The sequence below is a fragment of the Fictibacillus nanhaiensis genome, from assembly GCF_042686385.1.
Lineage (GTDB): Bacteria > Bacillota > Bacilli > Bacillales > Fictibacillaceae > Fictibacillus > Fictibacillus nanhaiensis.
Genome location: NZ_JBHUPF010000006.1, coordinates 1,568,814 through 1,594,174, shown reverse-complemented (window position 1 = coordinate 1,594,174; position 25,361 = coordinate 1,568,814). Strand labels below are relative to the sequence as shown.

Genomic DNA, 25,361 nt, shown 5'->3' with positions numbered 1-25,361 from the left:
CGTTACGGCTTTATTTTTTCCATAAAGGAAATAATTTTTTTCTCTGATAATGATTCACTCGTCCGTTCTACTACTTTTCCGTTCTTATCGATCAAGATCGTAGTAGGAATCGGCCCAATACCGTAAGCTTTTGTTACTTCTCTTTGCTTGTCCATAGGGATAGGAAAGCTCATGCGATAGCGATCAGCAAAATTTTTAACGGATACATTCGTTTCGCTGACATTCACAGCAAGTATTTCTATACCTTGATCTTTGTACTTCTCATATTGTCTTTGCATATAGGGCATCTCTCGTTCACACGGTTTACACCACGTACCCCAGAAATTCAAGAAAACACCTTTACCACGGTAATCTTCAAACTCTACTTGTTTGCCATTCAAATCGGTTAGTACAAAATTGGGAGCCGTATCGCCTTTACTTATGTATGTACCTGACTCTTCATTCATACTGTTGTAGATCGTATAACCGACCGCAACAACTAAAATGGCAAGCAGAGCAGAGCGAAACCACAACCTATTTTTTTTCAACATCCATCCGCTCCTTTAAGCCGCTTCCATTTTACTATAACTTGAAAAAAAAGCCTATCTACGGCTTTTTTTTGACGTTTGTGTGACAGCCAGATTTCTTAGCTGTTTGATTTCATGTGGAGTAAGTTCTCTAAACTCACCTGGGTTAAGACCTTTAAGATCTAAATAGCCGTATCTTTCACGCTTTAATTTCATAACTGGAGTTCCAATCGCTTCTAGCATACGCTTAACTTGACGGTTCTTTCCTTCATGAATCGTAAGTTCGATGATCGCCGTTCCCTTTTTCTTATCGATCGAGGTTACCTTTACTTTAGCAGGCGCAGTCATTCCGTCCTCTAAGCGAATTCCTCTTTCAAGCTGCTTGATTCTTTCTCTTGAAGGAATTCCTTTTACTTTAGCAATGTACACTTTATCAAGTTGATAACGTGGATGCATAAGTACGTTCGCAAACTCACCATCGTTCGTCATAATGATGGCTCCGGTCGTATCATAATCCAATCTTCCAACAGGGAACACACGCTGTTCAATAATGTCCTTAAAGTAGTCAGCTACTACTTTTCTTCCCTTATCATCCGACACCGCCGTTATCACACCAGAAGGTTTATACATCAAAAAATAAACGGGTTGTTCCCGTTGAATTTGAATCTCATTCACTTCAATCTTATCTTTTGTACCTACTTTTGTGCCGAGTTCGGTCACTACATTTCCGTTCACTTTCACTTTGCCTTCACGAATTAACTCCTCTGCTTTTCTTCTGGAAGTTACGCCGCTCTGTGCAATTACTTTTTGCAATCGTTCCATGATTTCACCTCATGTCTCATCATACCTTCATTATTCGTAATTCTCAACCTCAGTAAACGTAAAAAAGAGCCATATCGGCTCTTTTTTGTCGAATTATGAGTAAAACAATAGAGAGATCACTGCTATAGATGCTAAAAAGCCGATCAGATCAGCTAATAACCCTACTTTTAACGCGTATTTCATCTTTTTAATACCCACCGCTCCAAAATAGACGGTCAATACATAAAACGTTGTATCCGTACTTCCTTGTATCGTAGAAGCGAGTCTTCCAATAAACGAATCAGGACCGTATGTTGCGATTAAATCTGAAGTCATCCCGAGAGCGCCGGTCCCTGAGATCGTCCTCATCAGACCAAGCGGTACAACTTCTGCTGGAATATGAAACAATGAAAATAGCGGACGCATCGCCATCATGATATAATCCAAAGCTCCTGATGCTCGAAAAACCGAAATGGCAACAAGCATACCGACTAAAAAAGGGATGATATTAATCGCGATCGAAAAACCTTCTTTTCCCCCTTCTACAAAAGTCTCATAGGTCGGCACTTTTTTGTAGGTACCATATAAAAGGATAAAACCGATCAAAAAAGGAATAAACCATATGGAAAAGGATTGGACGATCGACATCTATTTCCCTCCCTTTGGCAAAGAACGGTAATAATAATATCGATCTATCAATATAGCTCCTACTGTTGAAATGGCTGTCGCAATCAATGTTGGTGCGACAATATCAGTCGGTGATTGAGAGTTATAGCTCATCCTGATGGCGATGATCGTCGTTGGAATAAGTGTAATACTCGATGTGTTGATCGCAAGAAGTGTGATCATCGAACGACTGGCTTCATTTTTGCCGCCATTTAGTATCTTAAGCTGTTCCATCGCTTTAATCCCCATAGGTGTTGCAGCGTTTCCGAGCCCTAGTAAGTTAGCTGCCATATTTGAAAGAATATACCCTTGAGCAGGGTGATCCTTCGGAATATCTGGGAAGAGTCGTTTAACGATCGGACGAAACATGACGGCTAATACTTCTAATAAGCCACCTTTTTCTGCGATTTTCATGATTCCTAACCAGAATACTAATATGCTAATCATGCCAAAACTTAACGTTACCGCTTCTTTTGCACTTGTAAAAATCGCTTCGTTCACTTTATCCATCGTGCCGTTTATTCCTGCCACAATAAAGCCGATTATCATCATTCCGACCCAGATGTAATTTACCATAGGCGATTATCTTCCTTAGCTACAAAAAACAATCTGTTGAATATCTTCTTAAATGACGACCAAAGACCTCCCTGATCAGGTTTGATCAATGCTTTGCCATCATAATAAAGTGGAAGATCAGCGATTCTCGTTTCCTTTAAATCTATGAAATACCTACCGACAGGTTTAGGCACTTTATCTTTTTCCCACTTGCCCGACTTCGGAAGTTCATACAACTGGATGGAAGAAGAGATCTGATCGATCTCTTCTTTTTGCAAAGGGTAAGTAAATGTTCGAGCAGCCTCTACCTTCCCTTTATATCCTTTATCTTTGATACCGGAGATTTCGCCTTCTTTGATCAGTTCTGTCATTTTAAACGAGTGAAATCCCCATTCAAACAAATTGCAATGATCGTCCCAGTCATTAGGATCGTTTAGTGTGACAGCAATCAATTCCATTCCGTCTTTTTCAGCTGTGGATACTAATGTTCGTTTTGCACGTTTAGTATATCCTGTTTTGCCACCAGTGGAATATTCATACAGCTTCAACATCTTATTCTTGTTCCGCCACACTCTATCCCATTTCTCTCCAGTTTGTTCTGATCGATAGACCTTTGTGGATGACACATCTTTAAACGTATCATTATTCATCGCATACCTTGTTAGTACAGCCATATCATAAGCAGTTGAATAATGATCTTCATGCGTGTCGAGTCCATGCGGATTTCTAAAACGTGTATGTTTCATCCCGATCTCTTCCGCTTTTTGATTCATTAAATAAGAAAAGCCATCTAAGCTTCCTCCAACATGCTCAGCGATCGCAACGGCTGAATCATTTCCAGATCGAAGCATCAAGCCATACACTAAATCTTTTAAGGGTATCTTTTCACCTGGCTTTAAGTATAGAGATGACCCTTCTGTTCTCGATGCAGCTTCCGTTATGGTAACCGTATCGTTCATCTTTCCTGACTCTATTGCAAGGATCGCGGTCATGATCTTTGTGATACTTGCTATTCTCATCGGACGATGTTCATTTCGCCCAAATAATACTCTTCCTGATGATTGCTCCATCAACACAGCAGCACTTGCTGATACACCGGGTTCAGCTTTTGCTTCTTGCGGGAATGCAGCAAGGATAAGCATACCGATCAAAACGAGCAGCAATGGTTTTCGTTTTAAGGTTCGTTTCATTCATAATCCCGCCCTTTAGGTGTTTTGTAAAAGTTTATGCAAACAAGGACGAGTTATGAATGGGATTTACTTCCGCAAATTATTGAGAAGGAAAAAAACGTTGCTTTTCACCATGGCTTTTTTCGTAATCTGTCAGTTCCATGAGCGCTTTTTCTTCAGCAGGAATCCGCACACTTAACATGAATATATTTAAAATGGTGAAAAGAATTGCTGTAAAATAGGCACCAAAAATGAGGGGCATCACTAAAAGTTCTAACGAGACGATCGTGTAGTTAGGATGTCTCATAAAACGATACGGACCTTTTGCTACGACATTCGCACCAGGTAATAGAATGATCTTCGTATTCCAAAACTCACCTAATGACGAAATTGCCCATACTCGAATCACTTGAGCCATTAGGAACAATACAAACGGAACGATCCACCAACTAGGTGGCTGTGCATTAAAAACAAAGACTTCTAAAAAGAAAACAACAAAGAACGCTACGTGCATCGAGACCATCCACTTATAGTGATCTTTTCCCGCTTCAACGGCACCTTTGCTCAACAGCTTCTTTTCGTTAGATTTAGCAATCCTTACTTCTGCTAATCTTTGTACGATAAGAAAACACCAAAACAGAAGAAACCAATTCATCTACTTCCTCCATTCCACTAAAAGAAGTTCAGAAGAAAAACCTGGTCCTAAAGCAGCCATCACACCAAGATCTCCCTCATCTTTTTTTGTTTGCATGAAATTTTTTAAGACATAGAAAACAGTCGCAGAGGACATATTTCCGTTTTCCCTCAAAACGTCTCTTGAGATATCAGTCTTTGTTAGCGGAATTCCCAGCGCATCAACATAAGCTTGTAAAACTTTCTTACCTCCAGGGTGTGCGATAAAGTGTTTGATCTGTTCTCCAACTAGCTGATTACGGTTTAAGAACTCATCGACGTTCGGTTTGAGCCACGTTCGGATGACGTTTGGGATATCTCTTGAGAAGACAACATACAAACCAGTGTCCTTTACTTCCCATCCCATCACGTCTTCAGAATGTGGTTTCAATGTGGACATCGTATCTTTTATGTATGGCGATATTTCTCCTGTTTTGGCCGTGACGGATTCATCTCCGCAGATTAACGCACAAGCCACTCCATCAGCAAACAATGAGGTACCTACTAAATTGCTCTTTGAAAGATCTTCGTGCTGAAATGTGAGTGAACAAAGTTCTACACTTAATACGAGCACATTTGATCTTGGATAGGCTTTACAATAGTCGTAAGCCCTTGAAAAGCCCGAAGCACCACCCGCACACCCTAAACCCCAGATCGGAATCCGCTTCGTATGTGATGAGAATGGAAGAATATTCATAATTCTAGCTTCAATACTCGGAGTGGACAGACCAGAACTCGAGATGTAGAAAATAGCATCTATATCTTCATATGATACTTTTAGGCTTTGATCAGACATCACTTTTTCGATACATTCTGCTCCTAAATTTGTCGCAAAGTCTATGTATAAATCATTTTTCTCTTGAAAACTTCTTTTTTCCTTAAACCAATCTATAGGCATCGCAAAATAGCGTGATTCGATCTCACCATTCTGAAATACTTTGAGCAAACGCTCAATATCGGAGAACGCGTCTTGAAATAGGTTTCTTGCAAAATCCATTGTTTGATTTTGAGAAAGTTTATGAGGCGGATGTATCGTTTCTACTGCTGCTATTCTTGGCAATTGATCTCTCTCCTTCTGCTGCATATCCTTTTTTAATAATTTACCCTTAAACTGCCTTTTAAAACGAAGAGTAAAAAGATTTGTATGCTTTTAAGTAAAACCTCGCAATAGTTGGAAGTCATTGATCTCCGCTACAAATAACTTGTGTAGTAAGACAAAAACAAAAAAAACAGCCCTCATACATATAAGGCTGTTTACTTTGTTATTTGTTTTAAGGTATTAAGTTGTGAACGTAGCAACTCTTCGTTCGGTTGATTGAATAGCTCTTTAAATTCATCGTAACTGTTGATATAGACTCGTTTGCGCTTTAGATAGGCTGGTTCTTTAAGCAGTGCTGTAAGCGCTGCAATTTCTGTTATCTTATAGAAGCTCAAGTATTCTCTCCAAAAGGCATGCTGCGTTAATTCTTCTTGAAGTTTCTCTTCAAAATAACGTACATAAAGTAGATGAAAAGTTTGTGTTTTTCCGTTCCACTCATAAGTCACTTCTGAACGGTTAAAAAAGTCCTCCGATGTATTCGGCTTTTCTTTTTCTAACTCCATTCCATCAATATGCTGAATCAACAATGCATGACTCCCCCTTGCTATTCATCGGTAGATAGTGATTCTTGAAACTTAGAAAAAAACAGATCTGCTTCTTGTTCTACATTTTCTTCCTGAATGTTCTCTGGAAGTGGAGGCAACTCTTTTACGCTTTGCAGACCAAAATGTTCTAAGAACGCTTTTGTTGTACCATAAAGAATAGCCCGTCCCGTTCCCTCTGCTCGTCCCACTTCTTTTACCAAACCTTTTGCAGATAGTGTCTGCAACGGTTTCTCCGTTTTCACACCTCTAACTTCTTCGATCTCTGACCTTGTAATGGGCTGTTTATAGGCGATGATCGCAAGTGTTTCAAGGGCCGCTTGAGAAAGTGTAGCATGACCAGGTGTTTCTACAAGGCGTTCATAAAAGGCAGCGTGTTCAGGTTTCGTTACAAATTGAAGAGATCCCGCGTATTCGACAATAGACATCCCTCTATCTGATGACGCATAACTTTGTTTTAACTCTTCTATGACGGGATCCAGTTCTTTGCTATCGATCTCTAGTACTTGAGAGATCTGTTTCCTGTCGATTCCTTCATCTCCGCTGACAAAAAGTAAACCCTCGATAACCGCTTTATATTCATTTCGTTCCAAATCGTATTACTCCTCTAACATCGTTATATAAATTTCGCTAAAATGATCTTGTTGTTCGCAATTAATTGATTTTACTTTCATAAGCTCTAATATAGCAAGAAACGTCACAACGACATGTTCTTTCGTACTCTTATCAAAAAGATCTGTAAACTTTTTTCTTCCGCCTACCGAAAGAAGAGAGGATTTTATTTGTTCCATCCTTTTTTCAATCGGAATCTCTTGCCGTTCAATGGTCGTTTGCTTAGGTGCCCGCGTTACCTTTTCTTGAAAGACTTTCTGCATCGCCTGCAACATATCATAAAGGGTTACGTTGGTCACTTGTTTTGCTGACTCTTCTTTTTCAAACTGAGAGAGATCAGCTGGCTGACGGGTGTATATTAAACTTCTTGCTGATTCTCTTTCTTTCAGTTCATCAGCAGCGTGCTTGTACTTTCTATATTCAACGAGTCTTCTTACTAAATCATCTCTTGGATCTTCTTCCATCTCAAGTTCCATTTGATTCTCAAACAGCTCTTCTTCATGCTTTGGTAGCAGCATCTTGCTCTTAATGGCAAGAAGTGTAGCTGCCATGACTAAAAATTCACTTGCTACATCAAGTTTAAGTTCTTTCATCGTATGTATATATTGAAGGTATTGCTCAGTTATGATGGCTACCGGAATATCATAGATATCCACTTCGTAGGTTTGTATCAAATGAAGCAGTAAGTCTAGCGGACCTTCAAATCCATCAAGCTTCACACTATATTGCATAACATTTCCCCAGTTTTTAGCGATTTTGTATTATAAAATTATATCATATTTTGTACGTCTCGCGGCTTGTTTTTATTCATGCTGTGTATATGGTAAACTTAGAGTCGAGCTTATTAAGGGGCGTGAACGATCAGTGACTTATCCAAAACCATGGATACAATACTTGGTGCATTTTCATAGAGATCAAGATTACTTTGAATGTCATGAAGTGCTTGAGGAGCATTGGAAGGACGAGGGAATGAAAGGAGATCTGTGGCCTGGATTGATCCAGCTTGCAGTAGCCCAATATCATCATCGGCGCGGAAACTACAATGGAGCTAGACGAATGATCTTGAGTTGTAAAGTGAAGCTGCAAAAAGAGGAATCGGCACTGAAAGAACTCGGGATAGAAGCTGAACCATTTTTTGAACTACTCGATAGAATTACACAAAAAGTTGAGCAACAGCAACCTTTTGAGTCGATAGCACTTTCACTTTCAACTGACCTTATGCGCGTATGTTTAGTAAAAGCTGGTGTGACGGAAGAAGAGTGGTCTTTATCAACCGTAGTGGATGAAAACATCGTAAATAAACACTTTTTAAGAGACCGTTCCACTGTTATTGATGAACGAAATAGACAAAAACTTATGAAAAACAGAAATTTATAATTGCCTAAAGCATAAAAAAGCTCCGGAAAAATCCGGAGCTTTTCTTATTTGGAAATTATTCTTCCCAAACTTTAACTTCTTTCATTACATCGCCTTGTTTAATACGAAGGACCGTTTCCATACCTTCTGTAACTTGTCCAAAAACAGTATGAACACCGTTCAAGTGCGGCTGTGGCTCGTGTACGATAAAGAATTGGCTTCCACCTGTATCGCGACCAGCATGCGCCATTGAAAGAGAACCTGCTACGTGCTTGTGTGGGTTTCCTTCTGTTTCACAAGGAATAGAATAACCAGGGCCGCCAGCTCCAGTTCCTGTTGGATCTCCACCTTGAGCTACAAATCCAGGGATAACACGGTGGAATGTAACACCGTTGTAAAAGCCTTCGTTTGCAAGTTTTTCAAAGTTTTCTACTGTTCCAGGTGCTTCTTCCTGATACAGATCAAATACAATTTTTTCGCCGTTTTCAAATTCAATTGAACCTTTTTTCATAAAAAACAGGCCTCCTTCTACTTCATTCAACTACCATTGTACGGCTAAAAAGCTGCTCCGTAAACTAATTTACACAAAAACATTCGATTTTAGCGGAACATCGTTCTTGATGAGGTCTTCATATGTTTCCCTCTTAACTACTAGCTGTTCTTCTCCGTTTTCTACAAATACAACTGCTGGCCGCTGAATTCGATTATAGTTGCTTGCCATACTATAACCGTAAGCACCCGTACAGGAAACAGCCAAGAAGTCGCGATCACATACTTCAGGAAGGTCAATATCCCAAATTAACATATCGCCGCTCTCACAGCACTTCCCTGCGATCGATACCGTTTTTGTGGCTTGTTCGTTCATCTTATTCGCTACAAAAGCTTCATATTTCGCTTGGTAGAGTGCAGGACGAATGTTATCTGTCATCCCGCCATCAATGGAAACATAGTGTCTAACTCCCTCGATTTCTTTTTGAGAGCCAATCGAGTAGATCGTCGTACCCGCATCCCCTACAAGGGAACGGCCTGGTTCAATCCAAAGTTCAGGAAGATCTTGACCTTCAAATTGAATCATCTGTTTCTTCACTTCTACGATCATGGCTGAAACGTACTGTTCGGGAGATAGAGGTGTATCCTCTGTTGTATATTGGATACCGAATCCGCCTCCAAGATTTACGACACTTGGAAAATAACTAAAATTTTCTTCCCACTTCTTAAAATGATTAAACAGTTTTTCAATCGCCAGGGTGAACCCTTCTGTTTCAAAAATTTGAGAGCCAATATGACAATGAATCCCTAGAACACGAAAGCCTTCAAATGCAATTACTTCTTGAAGTGCTTTGTCTCCTTGACCATTTCCTAGGTCAAATCCAAACTTAGAATCTTCCTGTCCAGTAATGATGTAATCATGGGTATGTGCTTCAATCCCTGGAGTTAAACGAAGAAGAATGTTTACTTTTTTGTTTAGCTTACTGCTCAACATCTTTAATAATGAGATCTCATGAAAATTATCTACTACAATACAGCCAACTCCAGCTGTAAGTGCAAATTCTAATTCTGCTAAGCTCTTGTTGTTTCCATGAAAGTGAATTCTCTCAGGTGGAAATTCAGCTTGAAGTGCTGTATAAAGTTCTCCGCCTGAAACCACATCGAGACTTAATCCTTCTTGCTCGATAAGCTGAAACATGGCGATCGAGGAAAAGGCTTTTGAGGCATAAGCGACTTGATACCCTACCCCGCTTTCCTCGAACGCATTTTTGAAACCTCTTGCTCTATTTTTAATTAAGGATAGATCATACAGATAAAGCGGTGTTCCATATTTTTTCGCAAGCTCTATCGTATCTATACCACCGATCCAAAGATGCTGATTATCTCCAATTCTTGATGTTCCGTGTAAATTCACAAAAAATCCCCTCTCGTTGTTGATAGAGAATTCAATCCCGACAAATACAAAAAACAGCCGCAACTAAGGCAGGCTGTCAAAACCGTACCCTCATGTCGGAATAGCTCTCCACTACAGATGTAGTGACAGTCCGTTGCTTATTCAGCAGCGGCCCAGCATAAAAAGCGATGGAACCCTTCTTACACTTCGGCAAATTGACCTTTCAACATATTTCATCGTCATCCATGAACTCCATATGCTACTCATTCGTTTTGCGCCTCTACCTCATATGAGGCATATTTATTTAGTTATGAATTTAACATAATTTTCAACAATCAGCAAGGGACAGATTAATTAGTTGGCTGTTTTTTGGTGTTCTGCGGATGTACGATACTCGGCCGAACTTTAGAAACCGGAACGGCTATCCGAACAACGATCTGCAGGAATGCTTTAGGATTAAAAGGAATGAACGGCCATAGGTATGGTGTGTTCAGATTCTTAATCGTTGCCATATACAAGATCATGATGGTAAAACCAACGATAAACCCAGGGACTTTAAAGAGCATGACCATAATAATCAGAAAAAGACGCAAAACCCTGTTGGCGATACTCAGCTCATAACTAGGTGTAGAGAACGCCCCAATGGCAGCAATTGCAACATAAAGAATAACTTCTGGAACGAATAACCCCACATCAATCGCTATCTGACCGATCAATACAGCCGCGATCAGACCCATGGCGGTTGATAGAGCACTCGGTGTATGGATGGCCGCAAGTCTTAAAATATCGATCCCCATCTCTGCAAAAATAATTTGAAGAAACAAAGGGATGTTCGTGTGTTTATTCGGACCTATAAAATCAATGAAAGGCGGCAGCAATTGCTCTTCCATCGAGAACAATAGCCACATCGGTACTAAGAATACCGATGCCAGCATACCTGTAAAACGGGTCCATCTTAAAAATGCACCTATGAATGGTGTCTGCCTAAACTCTTCTGCATGTTGTACGTGATGAAAAAGTGTTGTAGGTGTAATGATGACACTTGGTGATGTATCTGTGATGATTAATACATGACCTTCCATCAAGTGTTGAGCTGCAACATCAGGTCTTTCTGTGTAACGTACTAAAGGAAACGGGTTCCAGCCTTGTTTTACTACAAATTCTTCTATCGTCTTATCGGCCATGGGTATTCCGTCGATCTCAATCGAGTTAAGCTCTTTTCTAATGAGGTCAACGAGTCCAGGATCTGCTACATCTTGGATATAAGACAAACACACGTCCGTCTTGGAACGTTCACCGACTTGAAGAATTTCGTGTCGTAATCGTTCATCTCTAATGCGCCTTCTTGTAAGAGCAGTATTAATGATAATGTTTTCTGTGTATCCATCACGCGCTCCCCTTACCACTTTCTCAATGTCAGGTTCTTCTGGAGATCTTCCTGGATAACTTCTTACATCCACAACGAATGCTTCTTCTTCACCGTCAATGAATATAACGATCAAACCTGAGAGCATACGGTCTACAGCTTCATCCAAAGACTTTGTAAGTTCTACTTGCTGATGGGCGAGGTGGTTATGTACAAGATCTTTTACTTTACTTGGTGCCCGATGACCATGATCCATATCCATTAGTTCGCGATAGATCATGATGATGAACTCACTGTCGCAAAGTCCTGTACAATAATACAGCTGAAGTTCCTTTTTTAAAACAAAGATCTTTCTGACACCAACATCAAAACTGACACCAATACCGAGTCGTTCTTTTAAGAACCTTTCTGTATCTTGAATGTTTTTACTGATTGGTGTTTTATTTTTTTCGGTTGCCAATTGATTCGCTCCTTTCTAAAATGAGTTGAATCGCTTTTACAGTGATTGGAGCTCCTTTTTCTATTGCATCAAAGCCTGCCATTTTTCCGATGTCCCCAACACCTACTACGAAAGGAAGGTTTAATTCATCGAGGATATAGACGGTATCCCCGTTTATTCTTCCTGTTTCCAGGTCCGGAATCCCACTCTTATCAATACCGAACTCTGTTAGTTCTCCGTATCGATCCATCGAACAGTGAACTTTTGTCCATTCTGTAAAATGCGTTTTTGAAGCTACAGCTACTGCACCAATAACCTCTATATCTTTCTGTTGATGAATGTATCTCATCGCATGTTCTCCCGGACCTTCTCCTTTAAATCCACAGTCATCAAACATCACAAGTACAGGGTCATGAGGTGTTTTTCGGATCATCTCTACCAGTTCGTTACCGCTTTTTCTAGTTGGATTTCCCCAAGATTGTGAAATACAGCGTCCTCCAACTTGTTTAGCGGCATGCTCAACCACTCGCAAAGCATACAAATCTCCATCCGTTATGAAAATGACCCGTTTTTTCACCATGTGATCACCCCTTTGGTTCAAAGATGACTGCCACTAAAAACCCAAACAGAACAGCAGATGATATTCCTGCAGATGTTAACTCAAAGATTCCCATAGCGATTCCGATAAAGCCATGTTCTTCAGCTGAAGCCATCGCTCCATGCAGAAGGGAGTGACCAAAGCTTGTAATGGGAACGGTAGCACCTGCACCTGCAAATTTAATCAGGTTATCATAGATCCCAAAAGCATCAAGAAGTGCACCAATCACTACGAAGGAAGTCGTAACATGAGCCGGAGTCAGCTTCATGACATCCATCATCAGCTGGCCGACAACACAAATGGCTCCCCCTACTACAAAAGCCCAAAAAAATTCCATCTTATTGCCCCCCTTCCGCTCGCTCTAGAACCACGCCGTGAGCAACCGTTGGAATACTCTCTTTTTGTTGAACCATTACCGGATTCAATAATGCGCCCGTTGCGACCATTAAGACTTTCTTCAGGTTGCCTTTTCGAATCTCGTCTAAGATATATCCGTACGTAACGACTGCCGAACACGCACAGCCACTTCCTCCTGCAAAAACCTGTTGTCCGCTTCGATAGATCATCAATCCACAATCTCTATGATTGTCTGACACATCATAACCTTGCTCTTTTAATAACATCTTAACGATCGGTGCACCGACTCCAGATAGATCCCCTGTAGCGATTAAATCGTACTCATCAGGCTGAACATCCATCTCTTTAAAATGTGCCGCGATCGTGTCTGCAGCTGCAGGAGCCATCGCTGATCCCATATCAAAAGGATCTTTGATTCCTAAGTCCACTACTTTTCCAACAGTTGCCGATGTGATTTTTATATCTGATACCTCTTTGCTCACAAGGGCAGCACCTGCACCTGTTACGGTAAACGTAGCTGTATCTGGCTTTTGTCCGCCGTATTCAGTAGGATATCTAAACTGCCTTTCAGCTGTAGCATTGTGGGAGCTTACTGCGGCAACAATTCGATTTGCATACCCCCCATCCACTAAAGCTGCCCCTAACGCTAAAGACTCCATCGATGTAGAACATGCTCCGAATACACCTAAAAAAGGGATTCCGTTTCCTCTAGCCGTGTAGTTTGACGAAACAATTTGGTTTAACAAGTCACCTGCCAACAAAAAGTTGATATCTTCTGGCTTCATCTTTACTTTGTGCAAACAAGCATTGATTGCATCTTCCATCAACTGGCGTTCAGCAAGTTCCCAATTCTTTTGTCCGCAGTGAAGGTTGTTATATGTTTTATCAAAATATTTGCCTAAAGGTCCTTCGCTTTCCATCGGACCTACTGCTGTTCCGGCCGCGTTTAAGTAAATGTTATTTGCAAATTTCCATGTTTGTCTTCCTAATAAATTCATGCCTTCACTCCTTATGTCAAATGCTGAAAGATGTAGCGGATCATACCGAAAATGTAGGCTGAAACCGCTCCGAATACGATAACAGCTCCAGCTAATTTGAAGAGATTTGTAGCGACTCCTAGTACTAGACCTTCACTTTTATGTTCTAATGCCGCACTGGTAACGGCGTTAGCGAATCCTGTTACTGGAACGACAGAACCTGCACCGGCAAACTGACCGATCTTATCGTATACCCCGAGCCCAGTTAAGAGTGCTGCGATTAGAATGAGTGTAGCAACCGTAGGATTTCCCGCAGTTTCTTGCGTAAAATTAAAGTAAGTCATATAAAACATTTGTATCGCTTGACCGATCGTGCAGATGATTCCACCTACTAAAAAAGCTTTTATACAATTTAAAACATACGGAGGTTTCGGCTGTATCGACTTAATTTTTTCGGCATATGCCTGTTGTTCTTCTTTTGTTGCCATCGTACAATCACATCCTTAATGATTAATGTAGTACATCCAATGAAACAAAGATCCTGAGATTTTACCTAGTACAATCGCCATTAATATAATGATAATTTTCTCTCCAAATCCTACTCTTTTCGCAAGAATCGGGAGTACGTTTAATACTTCTGTTAAAGCTGCAGCTAACATTCCGACAAATATTCCTGTAAACAGACCAATCGGAACAAGAAAGAAGGCTGGAAACCCAATCGAAGCGTTTCTAAGATTCATCCAACCACCGATCACAGCTCCTAATATGATGCTCATTTCATATCCTCTAATGTATCGATACGTCTTAGAGAGCTGCATCAGTCTAGGTACAATTCCAAGAACCGTTATGAGAGCAACAAGTCCAGAGCCTACTGTGATTCCACCGCCAAAACCGATAAAAGCAACGAGCAACACTTTAATTCCCATTGATCTTCTTCTCTGTTTCTTTGTTTTCATGAACGATCACATACTGATCGAGGTCTTGCTGATAATTAAACATCTCAACCTCCAACGGGCTCGGTTCTTCGTTAAGTCTTTTTCGGAAAAGATGGTTAAAGAATAGGATCATGCCAAGACCAAGACCGAACGAATAGGGAATCTGGAGTAATAGAGGCTGCTCTTTATAATGCCCCGTTATCATAAAATAGATTTTCTGGTGAACAAGCTGCATGCTAACATCTTCATGAAAATTCATGATCGCAAGAGCCGAGCCTGTAAAAAGCAGAAGCCACACCAAAACAAAATACACGGGTGCCAGCTTTTTTTGGTGCATCTGAATCTCCAGAATCGATTGTGCCGGTCCGATGGTTTGGACATCTAAGCCTGGCTTTTTCTTTTGAATCGTAGCGATCACACGCATGACATCGATCACAATCAAATGCTTATCTTCAGGGGTTACTTCGTGGATGATATATCCTTTGATGGTTTCTTCTAATTCATCAGATGCTACGATCTGTGCAACTTCACCAATCGTGACTTTCTGATGCTGAATGACCTGTACACGTTGACGCATACGCAGGTATACCGTTTTATCCAATTTTCACTTCACCTCTTTCTAAGCGCATTTGTGTTTAGTATGCGATTATGGAATTCTTATCATGCTTCACATATAACAGCATCCAAAAACTACCACTAAAACGTTTTGGGGTTCATTGATGTATTTGAAAGTGGTTTATTTCCGTTTCAGGTGCTCCCTTTCCGCGGGGCGACCGGTGAGCCACTTGCCGCTTTGCGCCTCTAAGTGTCTCACCTGACCGCTCGTCCCGCAGGAGTCTCGCACCCTACACTACAATCAACCGAATCAACGAAGTTTAGGTAACACTAAGGATGTTGGAACTTTAGTTTGAAAGTCATAACTTAAGTACAAAAGACTCTTGGTGAAATTTGCGTAAACAAAAGGCTTTTAAAACAATTTGCTTTTAGAATTTTTCTTTTTCACTTCCTTTACAAGTTGATTGGATGTTTTCTGCAAGGCAAGTGTGACGAGGATGCTCCTCACTTCGGAAGGATTACCTTTTTAGAGTGAGGAACAAGAATAATTGAAGCGGACAAGACAGTCAAAAAAGTAAAAGTGGCTCCATAAGAACCGACATGCAAAATTGGCCGGGAATATGAATGCGCAGTTTGCCTTCTTAACTGTTCACCTTTAATCACGAAAGAGCTAAGACTGGTGGAGACTGTTAGGACGGATAGCGGTTTGAACGAAGCCTCTTGATGTAACGCCGGAATAAAATGCTTATTCTAAGCGTTTTGTTTTTAGATGCTTTTTTCTACTTCATTGAAAGCTGATTGGAGCGGAAGGTTGCCGACTCCTATGGGACGAGCGGTCAGGTGAGACTCCTAAGGGCGCAAAGCGGCAGGAGGCTCACCGTTCGCCCCATGGAAAGCGTGCAACCTGGAGCGGAGATCAACTCTCTTACAAGTTCTTGAAAAAAGCAAAAAACCAGATAGGACGTTTAAGTCTCCATCTGGTTTTTCATAAACAATAATATTTTCTTTTCGAGTCGGGATACCTGTACTTGAGAAATAGCCAGCCGGTCGGCAACTTCGGATTGCGTTTGATCTTTAAAATACCTTAAATACACGATCAACCGCTCTCTCTCGTCAAGCTTATCCATAATATCTTTTAATGCGATCTTATCAAACCACTTGTTTTCTGAGTGATCGGAGATTTGGTCGAGCAGCGTAATGGGATCACCATCGTTCTCATAAACAGTTTCATGAATCGACTGTGGTGCTCGTACGGCATCCTGCGCCATAATCACATCTTCCACCGCAATTTCTAGAAATTCTGCTACTTCCGAAATAGTTGGTGTTCTTCCAAGCTTTTTAGATAGTTCATCCTTTGCTTTACGCACTTTGTTACCAGTCTCTTTTAATGATCTGCTGACTTTCACTGTTCCATCATCTCTGATGAAGCGCTGTATCTCACCGATGATCATGGGCACTGCATAGGTGGAGAACCTCACATCATAAGAAAGATCAAATTTATCAACAGATTTTAATAGCCCGATAGAGCCGATTTGAAAGAGGTCGTCTGCCTCATAACCTCTGTTTAAAAAGCGCTGAACCACAGACCAGACAAGCCGCATGTTCTTTTCAACAATCGTATCACGTGCTGACTGATCTCCATCCTGACTCTGTTTGATCAATAACTTAATCTCTTCATCCTTAAGAAACGGTTCACTTTTGCTGCCTTTCACCTCGACATCCATAGACATACTCCCTTAATTACACATAGCTTTATTTTTGGTTAAGTATTTTGTCAAATGAATCGTTGTTCCGTAAGACGGTTCTGAGATGACTTCTACACTGTCCATAAAATTCTCCATGATCGTAAAACCCATACCTGAGCGCTCTAACTCGGGCTTAGACGTATAAAGGGGCTGTCTTGCTTGATCAAGATCACGAATCCCTAATCCTTCGTCTCGAATCGTAAGGTGGATCGTATCTTCTTCAATGGCGGCTTCAATATAAACCATGCCTGTAGCTTTGTTCTCGTATCCGTGAATGATCGCATTTGTCACCGCTTCAGATACAACTGTTTTGATCTCTGTTAGTTCATCGACAGTAGGATCGATCTGTGCGATAAATGCTGCAACCGTTACACGAGCGAAGGACTCATTCTGACTTAACGCTGAAAACTGAATCTTCATCTCATTTCTCATTTTAAGCCACCCCCAAAGCCTGAAGGGCAAGCTCTTCATCTTCTTCAAGCTTGATAATCTTAAATAGTCCTGACATCTCAAAAAGACGTTTAACTGCTGGAGATATGGCGCATACCACCATCTCACCATTCTGGCTCTTGATCTGTTTATAGCGCCCTAAAATAACGCCTAACCCTGAACTATCCATGAAACTCAAACCTTCTAAATTTAAAACAATATGGTTTACCGTATGCTTCCTCAAATATTCTTCAACTTGTGAACGAAGCATGTCTGCAGTATGGTGATCAAGTTCTCCGTCTAAGCGGATGCATAATACGGTGTGTTTAAGTTCCAAATTGACAGCTAATCCCACGCTATCCTCTCCTTCTTTTTTGGATAACGTGAATTTTCTATACAAAGAGACGAATTCCTTCACTCTTGACAAAACTAGTGGGAATTCGCCTATAACTGTCAAGAAATCTTGTAAGTTATGAGGATTTTGACATTTGTCCTGCTGTTCGTTTAAAAAGTTTCCACCAAGATGCTTTTTTCACAGTCTCTGATGCCAAAACTGGACTCTCTGTAATCAGCTTGTTCCCGTTATAAATTTTTAAAGAACCAATCTGCTGTCCTTTTTTGACGGGTAGTTTCAAATCTTTCTCCACGTTTACTTCTGTTTTTACTTTTTTTGCTGTCTCCCCTTTTTTCAGTAAAAGAGAAATATGCTCAGAAGTAACGACAGGAAGCTTAGATTTTTCTGCTTTTTGCACTTTAACTTCTTTTACTATCTCGTGTCTGGCATAGAGTTTTTTCGTTGAAAACTGCGTAAAGGCATAGTCAAGCATGGAAGTGACTTGTGCGTTTCGGTCTTTAGGAGAAGGTGCTCCCATCACGACTGCGATTACTCTCATCCCGTTCTTGTTCGCTGTAGCTGTCAAACAATATTTTGCTTCATTTGTAAAACCTGTTTTCAATCCATCAACACCAGGATAAAATTTAACAAGTCTGTTTGTATTAACAAGCCAAAATTTCTTTTCTGTTTCTTCTCTTAAATAATCTTCATAAAGTCCTGTAAATTTTGTAACTTCTTCATGCTTAAGAAGCTCTTTTCCCATGATCGCCATATCATGAGCAGACGAATAATGACCTGCTGCAGGAAGCCCTGTAGGATTTTTAAAGAACGTATCGTTTAAACCGAGTTCTTTCGCTTTATCGTTCATACGATTTACGAAAGAATCAACAGAACCAGCAATATGTTCAGCCATAGCGACAGAAGCATCATTTGCGCTTCCAATAGCTATACCTTTTACCATGTCTTCTACGCGCATCTCTTCACCAGGTTCAAGGAAGATTTGAGATCCGCCCATACTTGCCGCATATTCACTTACACGAATCTTATCGTTCCAGCTGATCTTACCTTTATCGATAGCTTCCATGATCAATATCATCGTCATAATTTTTGTCATGCTCGCTGGTGGTAGTTTCTCATGGCTATTCTTATCGAACAGCACGCTTCCACTATCTTGTTCCATTAAAATGGCTGAGTGACTCTGTTCTGCAAGCTTTATCTTTTCTTTTGGTTTTTCTGCTGCATCTGCCTTTGGAATTGCAAAAGAAGCCAGCAAACAAATACTTAGTAGACCTGAAATAACGCCTTTCATACAGTTCCCTCCATTCATATAGTCTTATTTTTTCCATAATTTTTCACTTTATACCGGATCTTCCACCTAAATCATTTAGAAAAATTCTTACTATATCCCATTTTCCGTTTGGAATTTTATAGTTGCAAATTGCACAGAAATCTTAACATGTAGACTTCATTCAATAAATTTGATAATTTTATTATAAATATGGATATATATGTTAACTGACTTTTAAAAGCAACAGGGGGATGTACGGTAATGCCTACTTTAGAAATGGATAATGTCGTGCTAAATTATGAGGTAAGAGGTAGTGGTAAACCCATCGTGTTCTTACATGGGTTAGGAGCAAGCTGGAAGATGTGGGAGCCTCAAATCGAAGCTTTTTCTAAAAAGTATCAGATGATTATGGTTGATTTAAGAGGTCATGGAGGATCGACTAAATCGTTTCCTAATCATCAATTTTCTGCAAAAGTTATGGCAGAAGATATTAAACAATTCTTAGATAAGATGAATATAGAAAAAACGTATATGGTCGGATTATCTTACGGTTCTGTTGTCGCGCAATTATTTGCTTGCAAGTATTCAATATACCTTGAAAAATTAATCTTATCTAATGGGTATAGTGAAATTCCTACCAAAGTCTCTGGTTGGGTTTTGAGCCTATCCAATTTTATATTTAAAAGGCTGTCTTATAAAACAATTATCAACCTTCTTTTAAAGACATATAAAAAGGATGAGTATACCAAGAAGGTCTTACGGGATTCTTTTACATTCGACAAGGACATGTTTATTTTTGCGAAAAGTTCTGATTTCCCAACCCATACCGATAAGCTACATGGTATAAGCGTACCTACATTAGTGATGGGAGGCGATAAAAAAGTCATGGGAGTAGACGAACGTAAAGCTTCAGAAATTCTTTTCAATCATATTCCTTTCTCAACTCTAGCTCTATTTAAAAATGCATTTGATCCTCTTAGCACAATGAAAGTACACGAATTTAATGAAATGATCCAATATTTTTTAGAAGATAAAAATTTCAGAGATTATGATGATATTTTGATCTACACAAAGTAATATTACACACAGCATCAAACGAAAAAAGATGCCTCAAAAAAATTTGAGGCATCTTTCGTTATATTATTTTTTAATTTCTTTGTATACAAGCGGTGGAGCTTCTACAGCTTCTTTTGAGATTGTATAAGCATCACGGATCTTCTTCTTTACATCTTCTACATTCTCTGTGTTGCTGTAGATCGTAACGAGTGAATCACCTTTTGAAACTTGATCTCCAACTTTTTTGTTTAGCATCAAACCAACAGCTAGATCGATTTCAGATTCTTTTGTTGCGCGTCCTGCACCTAAGATCATTGCTGCAGTACCAATCTCATCTGCAACAATTTCAGAAACAAATCCATCTTCGTTTGCAGTTAATTCAAAAGTATGTGCAGCTTGTGGCATTCTTTCAGGATGATCTACTACTGATTCATCTCCACCTTGTGCTTTTAAGAATACTTTTAACGTTTCAAGCGCTTTTCCAGAAACGATTACTTCTTTTAACATCTCACGTGCTTGTTCTAAAGAATCTGCTTTTTTCGCCAGATATACCATGTGAGAACCTAATGTTAAGCAAAGTTCTTCAAGATCTTTCGGTCCCTTGCCACTCAGTGTATCGATCGCTTCTTTGATCTCTAAAGCATTTCCGATCGCTAGTCCTAGAGGTTGGCTCATATCAGAGATAACAGCCATCGTGTTACGCCCTACTGCATTTCCAATCTTAACCATCGCGTTAGCTAGTTCTTCTGCTTCTTCTGGTGTTTTCATGAATGCTCCTGCACCTGTTTTAACATCAAGTACGATTGCATCTGCGCCAGCTGCGATCTTTTTACTCATGATCGAGCTCGCGATCAACGGGATAGAGTTAACCGTTGCCGTTACGTCACGAAGACCATATAACTTTTTATCAGCAGGTGTAAGGTTTCCGCTTTGTCCGATAACAGCTAGTTTATTTTTATTAACAAGGTCAATGAATTCTTGGTTATCGATCTCAACATGGAATCCAGGAACAGCTTCCAATTTATCGATCGTTCCACCTGTGTGGCCAAGTCCTCTACCGGACATCTTTGCTACAGGCACACCAAGAGCAGCAACTAGAGGAGCTAGTACAAGTGTCGTAGTATCACCAACACCGCCTGTTGAGTGCTTGTCTACTTTAATTCCTTCGATCGCAGAAAGATCAATCTGATCACCTGACTCAACCATCGCCATTGTTAAATGAGCACGTTCTTCAGTAGTCATATCTTTAAAGTATACAGCCATGGCAAATGCAGACATCTGATAGTCAGGAATATCACCGTTTGTATAGTTTTGAATAATAAAATCGATCTCAGCTTTTGTTAGTTCTTTTCCATCACGCTTTTTTTGAATCAAATCAACCATTCTCATGTTAATAGCACCACTTTCTTATTACTTTACATATGAAGATATTTTTTAAAAAGTTAATTAAAATACTTTGGAATCTATACTACGCAAATTGTTAGATTTCTTTAACGATTCCTTTAACTAGGGAAAGGAAATTGGATTTAACCATCTCTGTTGTTTCCATTACTTCATCATGTGTTAACGGTTGATCTAAGATCCCTGCAGCCATATTTGAAATACAAGAGATACCCAGAACTTTCATTCCAGCATGACGAGCGATGATGACTTCTGGAACCGTAGACATGCCAACTGCATCTGCTCCCCATACACGAAGCATTCTTACTTCCGCTGGTGTTTCGTATGAAGGGCCAGTGTTTCCAGCGTAAACACCTTCTTTTAATGAGATGTTTAATTCTTTTGCTACACTGCGTGCCACATCTTGTAGAGACAACGTATAAGCTTCACTCATATCTGGAAAACGAACACCAAACGAATCATCATTCGCACCGATTAACGGATTGTTACCAAAGTTATTGATGTGATCAGTGATCAACATTAGATCTCCAGCTTCAAATTCTTTGTTCACCCCGCCTGCAGCGTTCGTTACAACGATTGTTTCTACCCCGATCAATTTCATTACTCGAACAGGGAACGTTACCTTTTCCATTGAGTACCCTTCGTAATAATGAAAACGCCCTTGCATCGCCACTACTTGTTTACCTGCTAGTTCACCAATAACAAGTTGTCCAGCGTGACCTTCTACAGTTGACACAGGAAACTCAGGAATATCTGAGTAGGGAATAATAACCGAATTTTGAATCTCTTCAGCAAGAATTCCTAGACCTGAACCTAAGATCAAACCTATTTTTGGAGCAGAAGTAAGTTTTGATTGAATAAAATCAGCAGACGTTTGTATTTTTGACATGTTTCGTTTCCCCCTTAACTTAACCTTAAAGTTGATTTAAAAAGCTTTGTCCGATACTAGGTTTTTTCACATCATAGATCTCTGCGATCGTTGCACCAATATCAGCAAACGTATTACCTACGGAAAGTTCTTTACCTTCATTAATACCTTTGTAATACACCATCAATGGAACAAATTCACGTGTATGATCTGTTCCGTGATGAACAGGATCGTTTCCATGGTCGGCTGTGATGATAAGCAGATCATCTTCTTTTAGCTTTTCTAGAACTTCTGGCAATCGAGCATCAAATTCTTCTAATGCTTGACCGTATCCTTTAGGGTCTCTTCTATGTCCGAACAAGGCATCAAAGTCGACCAAGTTCAAAAAGTTAAGACCTGTAAAGTCTTCATCCATGGATTCCACAAGCTTGTCCATCCCATCCATGTTTGATTTCGTGCGAATAGCTTTTGTCACACCTTCACCGTCAAAGATATCAGAGATCTTACCTAGTGCGATGCTGTCGTAACCTGCGTCTTCTAACTCGTTCATAACCGTTCTTCCGAAAGGTTTTAATGCATAGTCGTGACGGTTAGACGTTCTTTCAAATGCTCCTGGTTCCCCTTTAAACGGACGAGCTATGATTCTTCCCAACATATACTTGCCGTCACGTGTCATCTCTCTTGCTGTTTCACAGATCTCATATAGTTCTTCTAATGGAACAACATCTTCATGAGCGGCAATCTGAAGCACAGAATCAGCAGACGTGTATACGATCAGCTTACCAGTCTTCACATGTTCTTCTCCTAGTTCAGTAATGATTTCTGTACCTGAAGCTGCCTTGTTACCAAGGATTCCTCTTCCCCATTTTTCTGTAAGCATATCGATCAATTCATCAGGAAATCCTTCCGGGAACGTTTGGAAAGGTTCCTTGATATGAAGTCCCATGATCTCCCAATGCCCCGTCATCGTATCTTTACCATTTGATAGTTCAGGTAGTTTCGCGTAATGACCGATTGGATTCGCTGCTTTCTCAATACCCTCCATGTTCGAATCAATATTTCCAAGACCTAGCTTCTCCATGTTTGGAACGTTGAGGCCGTTCATCTCACGTGCAATATGCCCTAGTGTGTGAGCTCCTTTATCACCAAATTTTTCTGCGTCTGGTGCTTCACCGATTCCTACAGAATCCATTACGACTAAAAAAGTTCTTTTAAAACGTGATTGTTTCATCTTGTCCTCCTGAAATTCGTGCATTCACTTTATTTACTATTTCCTTATAGCAGAAACAACAAACAAATCCTCGATGATGTCAGAAGTCTGACATCTTATTGAAAAAAGAAAGCTCACGCCCTCGGATGGAAGGCGGAGTATACATCCTTTAATCTTGTTTTCGTGACATGGGTATATATTTGAGTTGTAGAAATATCAGCATGTCCTAGCATCTCTTGCACGGCACGAAGATCCGCACCGTTTTCCAATAGGTGAGTAGCAAACGAATGGCGAAGTGTATGCGGTGTGAGTTCCTTCTCAATATGAGCTTTTCTTGCTAGTTGCTTTAAAATCTTCCAAAATCCCTGTCGAGATAAACGATTCCCGTGATGGTTCAAAAAGAGTGCATCTGTTTTCTTACTTTTTAACAGGATTAAACGTCCATCCTGTAAATAGCGTTCGATCGCTGCTTGGGCCAACTTTCCAAGAGGAATGATTCTTTCTTTGTTCCCCTTACCTATACAACGGATGAAACCCATATCAAGATGAACATCCCCTATATTAAGCTGAACAAGCTCTGAAACTCGAATTCCGGTTGCATATAATAACTCGAGCATGCCCTTGTCTCTTTGAGAAAAAGGATCGTTTGCTGAAGGTGTGTCTAATAGAGCTTCGACCTCTTCTGTGGATAATACTTTTGGAAGCTTCCGCTCTGTCTTGGGTGTTTCAATATGTACAGAAGGGTCTTGACTCGACACCTTTTCTCTTAGAAGAAACTGGTGAAAAGACCGAATAGACGCAATGTTTCGCGCTAGCGTCGTGGAAGCCTTACCATTCTCTTTTAAAAATAAAAGATATCCCATGATATGATTACGGTCAATCTCATGAATGGTTTCAAGAGATTCGACTTTTTCGAGATATCGTACATATTGAGTTAAATCTCTCTTATAGGAGTCGATTGTGTTCTTTGAGAGGGCTCGTTCTACAATGATGTATTGAAGAAAATCCTGAACATGTTCGTTCACTCTACCCCTCCTTACTCACCCGTCTGATAAAAGTAAAAAAGCCTTTTTACTGCGTTTGAATCTTTGTCAGAACTCAGGTTAAAAACTTTAACAGCTTTCCCTTTAGGCTCGTCATATCTATGATAATTTTCATATTCTTGATTGATCCAAAGCAGACCGAAATAAAACACGAGCGTGCAAATTGAAAAAGCAAAGAACACTTTAGTTGTATTCCAAACAATTTTCATCCAGGAAATCATCATGTCCACCCCTGTCCTTATATAGTACAGGTTATGCCCACATGATCCCCGAATATACATAAAACTTAAATCTACACCTCATACGTTACCCGATTCTTGGGACTTTGTAAATATTCTTTGCCTAATATCTTCTAACTGTGTATGAAATCTCTATAGAAATACCTAGCCATCTTGATAAGATTGAGCAAAAAACAAAAAGGAAGCGTTACTCTCCGCTTCCTTCGCCTGCATTATTATCCTTAGGATGACATCTGTGACAGATTCCATGAAATGTCAGTCTGTGATCTTTAATTTTAAAATTCCAGCCTTCTTCAACCACTTTTTCCACATCGCCAAGAAGGTCTTCTTGTATTTCATCCACCGCTCCACATTCGATACAAACGAGATGATGATGAAAATGATCAGCACCCTCTGTTCTAAGATCGTAACGGGAAACCCCATCACCAAAGTTAATCTTATCTACTACTTTAAGCTCGGTTAAGAGTTCCAGAGTACGGTAAACGGTCGCCAAACCAATTTCTGGCGCCTTTTCTTTAACGAGCAGATAAACATCTTCCGCACTTAAGTGATCTTCTTCGTTTTCGAGGAGGACTCTAACTGTCGCCTCACGCTGTGGAGTCAGCTTATAGCTTTGTGAATGCAGCTGTTTTTTGATACGGTCGATTCTGCTTTCCATACC

At 40.1% G+C, this 25,361-nt stretch carries 31 protein-coding genes and 1 riboswitch; of the genes, 2 read left to right on the top strand and 29 right to left on the bottom strand.

What is annotated here, in order from left to right:
• Window positions 1–2: 2 nt before the first annotated feature.
• The 10 genes from resA to ACFS5O_RS11630 form a co-directional block, all read right to left on the bottom strand.
• On the bottom strand, window positions 3–527 hold the full coding sequence (resA, locus tag ACFS5O_RS11675) for a thiol-disulfide oxidoreductase ResA (protein ID WP_318300286.1): 525 nt from the start codon (window positions 525–527) through the stop codon (window positions 3–5).
• Between the two features lie 54 nt (window positions 528–581).
• Window positions 582–1,328: a pseudouridine synthase gene (locus ACFS5O_RS11670; protein ID WP_144699303.1), complete on the bottom strand. Its 747-nt coding sequence runs from the start codon at window positions 1,326–1,328 to the stop codon at window positions 582–584.
• Window positions 1,329–1,421: 93 nt separating this feature from the next.
• Window positions 1,422–1,955 (bottom strand): spore maturation protein, encoded by a 534-nt coding sequence (locus tag ACFS5O_RS11665; RefSeq protein ID WP_205726728.1) that lies wholly within the window; start codon window positions 1,953–1,955, stop codon window positions 1,422–1,424.
• Window positions 1,956–2,549 carry a nucleoside recognition domain-containing protein gene (locus ACFS5O_RS11660; protein WP_205726729.1) on the bottom strand — a complete coding sequence of 198 codons (594 nt, stop codon included), beginning with the start codon at window positions 2,547–2,549 and terminating at the stop codon, window positions 1,956–1,958.
• Complete coding sequence (locus ACFS5O_RS11655; protein WP_205726730.1) at window positions 2,543–3,718, bottom strand: D-alanyl-D-alanine carboxypeptidase family protein; 1,176 nt, start codon at window positions 3,716–3,718, stop codon at window positions 2,543–2,545. The genes ACFS5O_RS11660 and ACFS5O_RS11655 overlap by 7 nt, the downstream gene beginning before the upstream one ends.
• A 79-nt stretch (window positions 3,719–3,797) precedes the next feature.
• The gene (locus ACFS5O_RS11650) at window positions 3,798–4,352 is read right to left on the bottom strand and encodes an isoprenylcysteine carboxyl methyltransferase family protein (RefSeq protein ID WP_205726731.1); all 555 of its coding nucleotides are present in this window, start codon (window positions 4,350–4,352) and stop codon (window positions 3,798–3,800) included.
• Complete coding sequence (locus tag ACFS5O_RS11645; RefSeq protein ID WP_205726732.1) at window positions 4,353–5,429, bottom strand: type III polyketide synthase; 1,077 nt, start codon at window positions 5,427–5,429, stop codon at window positions 4,353–4,355.
• A 194-nt stretch (window positions 5,430–5,623) separates the two neighbouring features.
• The gene (locus ACFS5O_RS11640) at window positions 5,624–5,971 is read right to left on the bottom strand and encodes a hypothetical protein (protein WP_205727301.1); all 348 of its coding nucleotides are present in this window, start codon (window positions 5,969–5,971) and stop codon (window positions 5,624–5,626) included.
• A 41-nt stretch (window positions 5,972–6,012) separates the two neighbouring features.
• Complete coding sequence (scpB, locus tag ACFS5O_RS11635; RefSeq protein WP_205726733.1) at window positions 6,013–6,603, bottom strand: SMC-Scp complex subunit ScpB; 591 nt, start codon at window positions 6,601–6,603, stop codon at window positions 6,013–6,015.
• A 6-nt stretch (window positions 6,604–6,609) separates the two neighbouring features.
• Window positions 6,610–7,353 (bottom strand): segregation/condensation protein A, encoded by a 744-nt coding sequence (locus tag ACFS5O_RS11630; RefSeq protein ID WP_205726734.1) that lies wholly within the window; start codon window positions 7,351–7,353, stop codon window positions 6,610–6,612.
• Window positions 7,354–7,486: 133 nt separating this feature from the next.
• Here ACFS5O_RS11630 and ACFS5O_RS11625 point away from each other — a divergent pair, with 133 nt between their 5' ends.
• On the top strand, window positions 7,487–7,999 hold the full coding sequence (locus ACFS5O_RS11625; RefSeq protein ID WP_205726735.1) for a DUF309 domain-containing protein: 513 nt from the start codon (window positions 7,487–7,489) through the stop codon (window positions 7,997–7,999).
• A 55-nt stretch (window positions 8,000–8,054) separates the two neighbouring features.
• Here the strand turns inward: ACFS5O_RS11625 and ACFS5O_RS11620 are convergent, their stop codons facing one another.
• The 13 genes from ACFS5O_RS11620 to ACFS5O_RS11560 form a co-directional block, all read right to left on the bottom strand.
• A complete protein-coding gene (locus tag ACFS5O_RS11620) occupies window positions 8,055–8,489 on the bottom strand; it encodes a peptidylprolyl isomerase (RefSeq protein WP_198767680.1) in 435 nt (144 codons plus the stop codon).
• Between the two features lie 69 nt (window positions 8,490–8,558).
• Window positions 8,559–9,881 carry a diaminopimelate decarboxylase gene (gene lysA, locus ACFS5O_RS11615; protein ID WP_205726736.1) on the bottom strand — a complete coding sequence of 441 codons (1,323 nt, stop codon included), beginning with the start codon at window positions 9,879–9,881 and terminating at the stop codon, window positions 8,559–8,561.
• Between the two features lie 93 nt (window positions 9,882–9,974).
• Window positions 9,975–10,151, bottom strand: a riboswitch (Lysine riboswitch).
• A gap of 59 nt (window positions 10,152–10,210) precedes the next feature.
• Window positions 10,211–11,686, bottom strand: a complete 1,476-nt coding sequence (locus tag ACFS5O_RS11610) for a spore germination protein (protein WP_205726737.1) — start codon at window positions 11,684–11,686, stop codon at window positions 10,211–10,213.
• Entirely contained in the window at window positions 11,667–12,245 is a 579-nt protein-coding gene (gene spoVAEA, locus ACFS5O_RS11605; RefSeq protein WP_205726738.1) for a stage V sporulation protein SpoVABEA, read from the bottom strand. Before spoVAEA ends, ACFS5O_RS11610 begins: the two co-directional genes overlap by 20 nt.
• Window positions 12,246–12,249: 4 nt before the next feature.
• Window positions 12,250–12,600, bottom strand: a complete 351-nt coding sequence (spoVAE, locus tag ACFS5O_RS11600; RefSeq protein ID WP_144699279.1) for a stage V sporulation protein AE — start codon at window positions 12,598–12,600, stop codon at window positions 12,250–12,252.
• Window position 12,601: 1 nt separating this feature from the next.
• Window positions 12,602–13,618, bottom strand: a complete 1,017-nt coding sequence (gene spoVAD, locus ACFS5O_RS11595) for a stage V sporulation protein AD (protein ID WP_205726739.1) — start codon at window positions 13,616–13,618, stop codon at window positions 12,602–12,604.
• A gap of 11 nt (window positions 13,619–13,629) precedes the next feature.
• Window positions 13,630–14,085 carry a stage V sporulation protein AC gene (gene spoVAC, locus ACFS5O_RS11590; protein ID WP_205726740.1) on the bottom strand — a complete coding sequence of 152 codons (456 nt, stop codon included), beginning with the start codon at window positions 14,083–14,085 and terminating at the stop codon, window positions 13,630–13,632.
• 15 nt (window positions 14,086–14,100) lie between these two features.
• Window positions 14,101–14,523 carry a stage V sporulation protein AB gene (locus ACFS5O_RS11585; RefSeq protein WP_205726741.1) on the bottom strand — a complete coding sequence of 141 codons (423 nt, stop codon included), beginning with the start codon at window positions 14,521–14,523 and terminating at the stop codon, window positions 14,101–14,103.
• A complete protein-coding gene (locus tag ACFS5O_RS11580; RefSeq protein WP_205726742.1) occupies window positions 14,513–15,133 on the bottom strand; it encodes a stage V sporulation protein AA in 621 nt (206 codons plus the stop codon). The genes ACFS5O_RS11585 and ACFS5O_RS11580 overlap by 11 nt, the downstream gene beginning before the upstream one ends.
• A gap of 919 nt (window positions 15,134–16,052) precedes the next feature.
• Entirely contained in the window at window positions 16,053–16,811 is a 759-nt protein-coding gene (sigF, locus tag ACFS5O_RS11575) for an RNA polymerase sporulation sigma factor SigF (RefSeq protein ID WP_205726743.1), read from the bottom strand.
• Window positions 16,812–16,823: 12 nt separating this feature from the next.
• Window positions 16,824–17,264 (bottom strand): anti-sigma F factor, encoded by a 441-nt coding sequence (gene spoIIAB, locus ACFS5O_RS11570; protein WP_066395840.1) that lies wholly within the window; start codon window positions 17,262–17,264, stop codon window positions 16,824–16,826.
• A gap of 1 nt (window position 17,265) precedes the next feature.
• Entirely contained in the window at window positions 17,266–17,616 is a 351-nt protein-coding gene (spoIIAA, locus tag ACFS5O_RS11565) for an anti-sigma F factor antagonist (protein WP_066395843.1), read from the bottom strand.
• A 115-nt stretch (window positions 17,617–17,731) separates the two neighbouring features.
• Window positions 17,732–18,904, bottom strand: coding sequence for a D-alanyl-D-alanine carboxypeptidase family protein (locus tag ACFS5O_RS11560; protein ID WP_205726744.1), 1,173 nt, complete (start codon window positions 18,902–18,904; stop codon window positions 17,732–17,734).
• Window positions 18,905–19,144: 240 nt separating this feature from the next.
• Between ACFS5O_RS11560 and ACFS5O_RS11555 the strand changes: the two genes are divergently transcribed.
• Window positions 19,145–19,960, top strand: a complete 816-nt coding sequence (locus tag ACFS5O_RS11555) for an alpha/beta fold hydrolase (RefSeq protein WP_205726745.1) — start codon at window positions 19,145–19,147, stop codon at window positions 19,958–19,960.
• Between the two features lie 63 nt (window positions 19,961–20,023).
• Here the strand turns inward: ACFS5O_RS11555 and ACFS5O_RS11550 are convergent, their stop codons facing one another.
• The 6 genes from ACFS5O_RS11550 to fur form a co-directional block, all read right to left on the bottom strand.
• Window positions 20,024–21,328: a pyrimidine-nucleoside phosphorylase gene (locus ACFS5O_RS11550; RefSeq protein WP_205726746.1), complete on the bottom strand. Its 1,305-nt coding sequence runs from the start codon at window positions 21,326–21,328 to the stop codon at window positions 20,024–20,026.
• A 91-nt stretch (window positions 21,329–21,419) separates the two neighbouring features.
• On the bottom strand, window positions 21,420–22,229 hold the full coding sequence (locus ACFS5O_RS11545) for a purine-nucleoside phosphorylase (RefSeq protein ID WP_205726747.1): 810 nt from the start codon (window positions 22,227–22,229) through the stop codon (window positions 21,420–21,422).
• A 25-nt stretch (window positions 22,230–22,254) separates the two neighbouring features.
• On the bottom strand, window positions 22,255–23,439 hold the full coding sequence (gene deoB / locus ACFS5O_RS11540; protein ID WP_205726748.1) for a phosphopentomutase: 1,185 nt from the start codon (window positions 23,437–23,439) through the stop codon (window positions 22,255–22,257).
• A 113-nt stretch (window positions 23,440–23,552) separates the two neighbouring features.
• Entirely contained in the window at window positions 23,553–24,443 is an 891-nt protein-coding gene (gene xerD / locus ACFS5O_RS11535; protein ID WP_205726749.1) for a site-specific tyrosine recombinase XerD, read from the bottom strand.
• An 11-nt stretch (window positions 24,444–24,454) separates the two neighbouring features.
• Window positions 24,455–24,685, bottom strand: coding sequence for a YqzK family protein (locus ACFS5O_RS11530; RefSeq protein WP_318300239.1), 231 nt, complete (start codon window positions 24,683–24,685; stop codon window positions 24,455–24,457).
• 202 nt (window positions 24,686–24,887) lie between these two features.
• Window positions 24,888–25,358: a ferric iron uptake transcriptional regulator gene (gene fur / locus ACFS5O_RS11525; RefSeq protein WP_205726750.1), complete on the bottom strand. Its 471-nt coding sequence runs from the start codon at window positions 25,356–25,358 to the stop codon at window positions 24,888–24,890.
• Window positions 25,359–25,361: the final 3 nt, after the last annotated feature.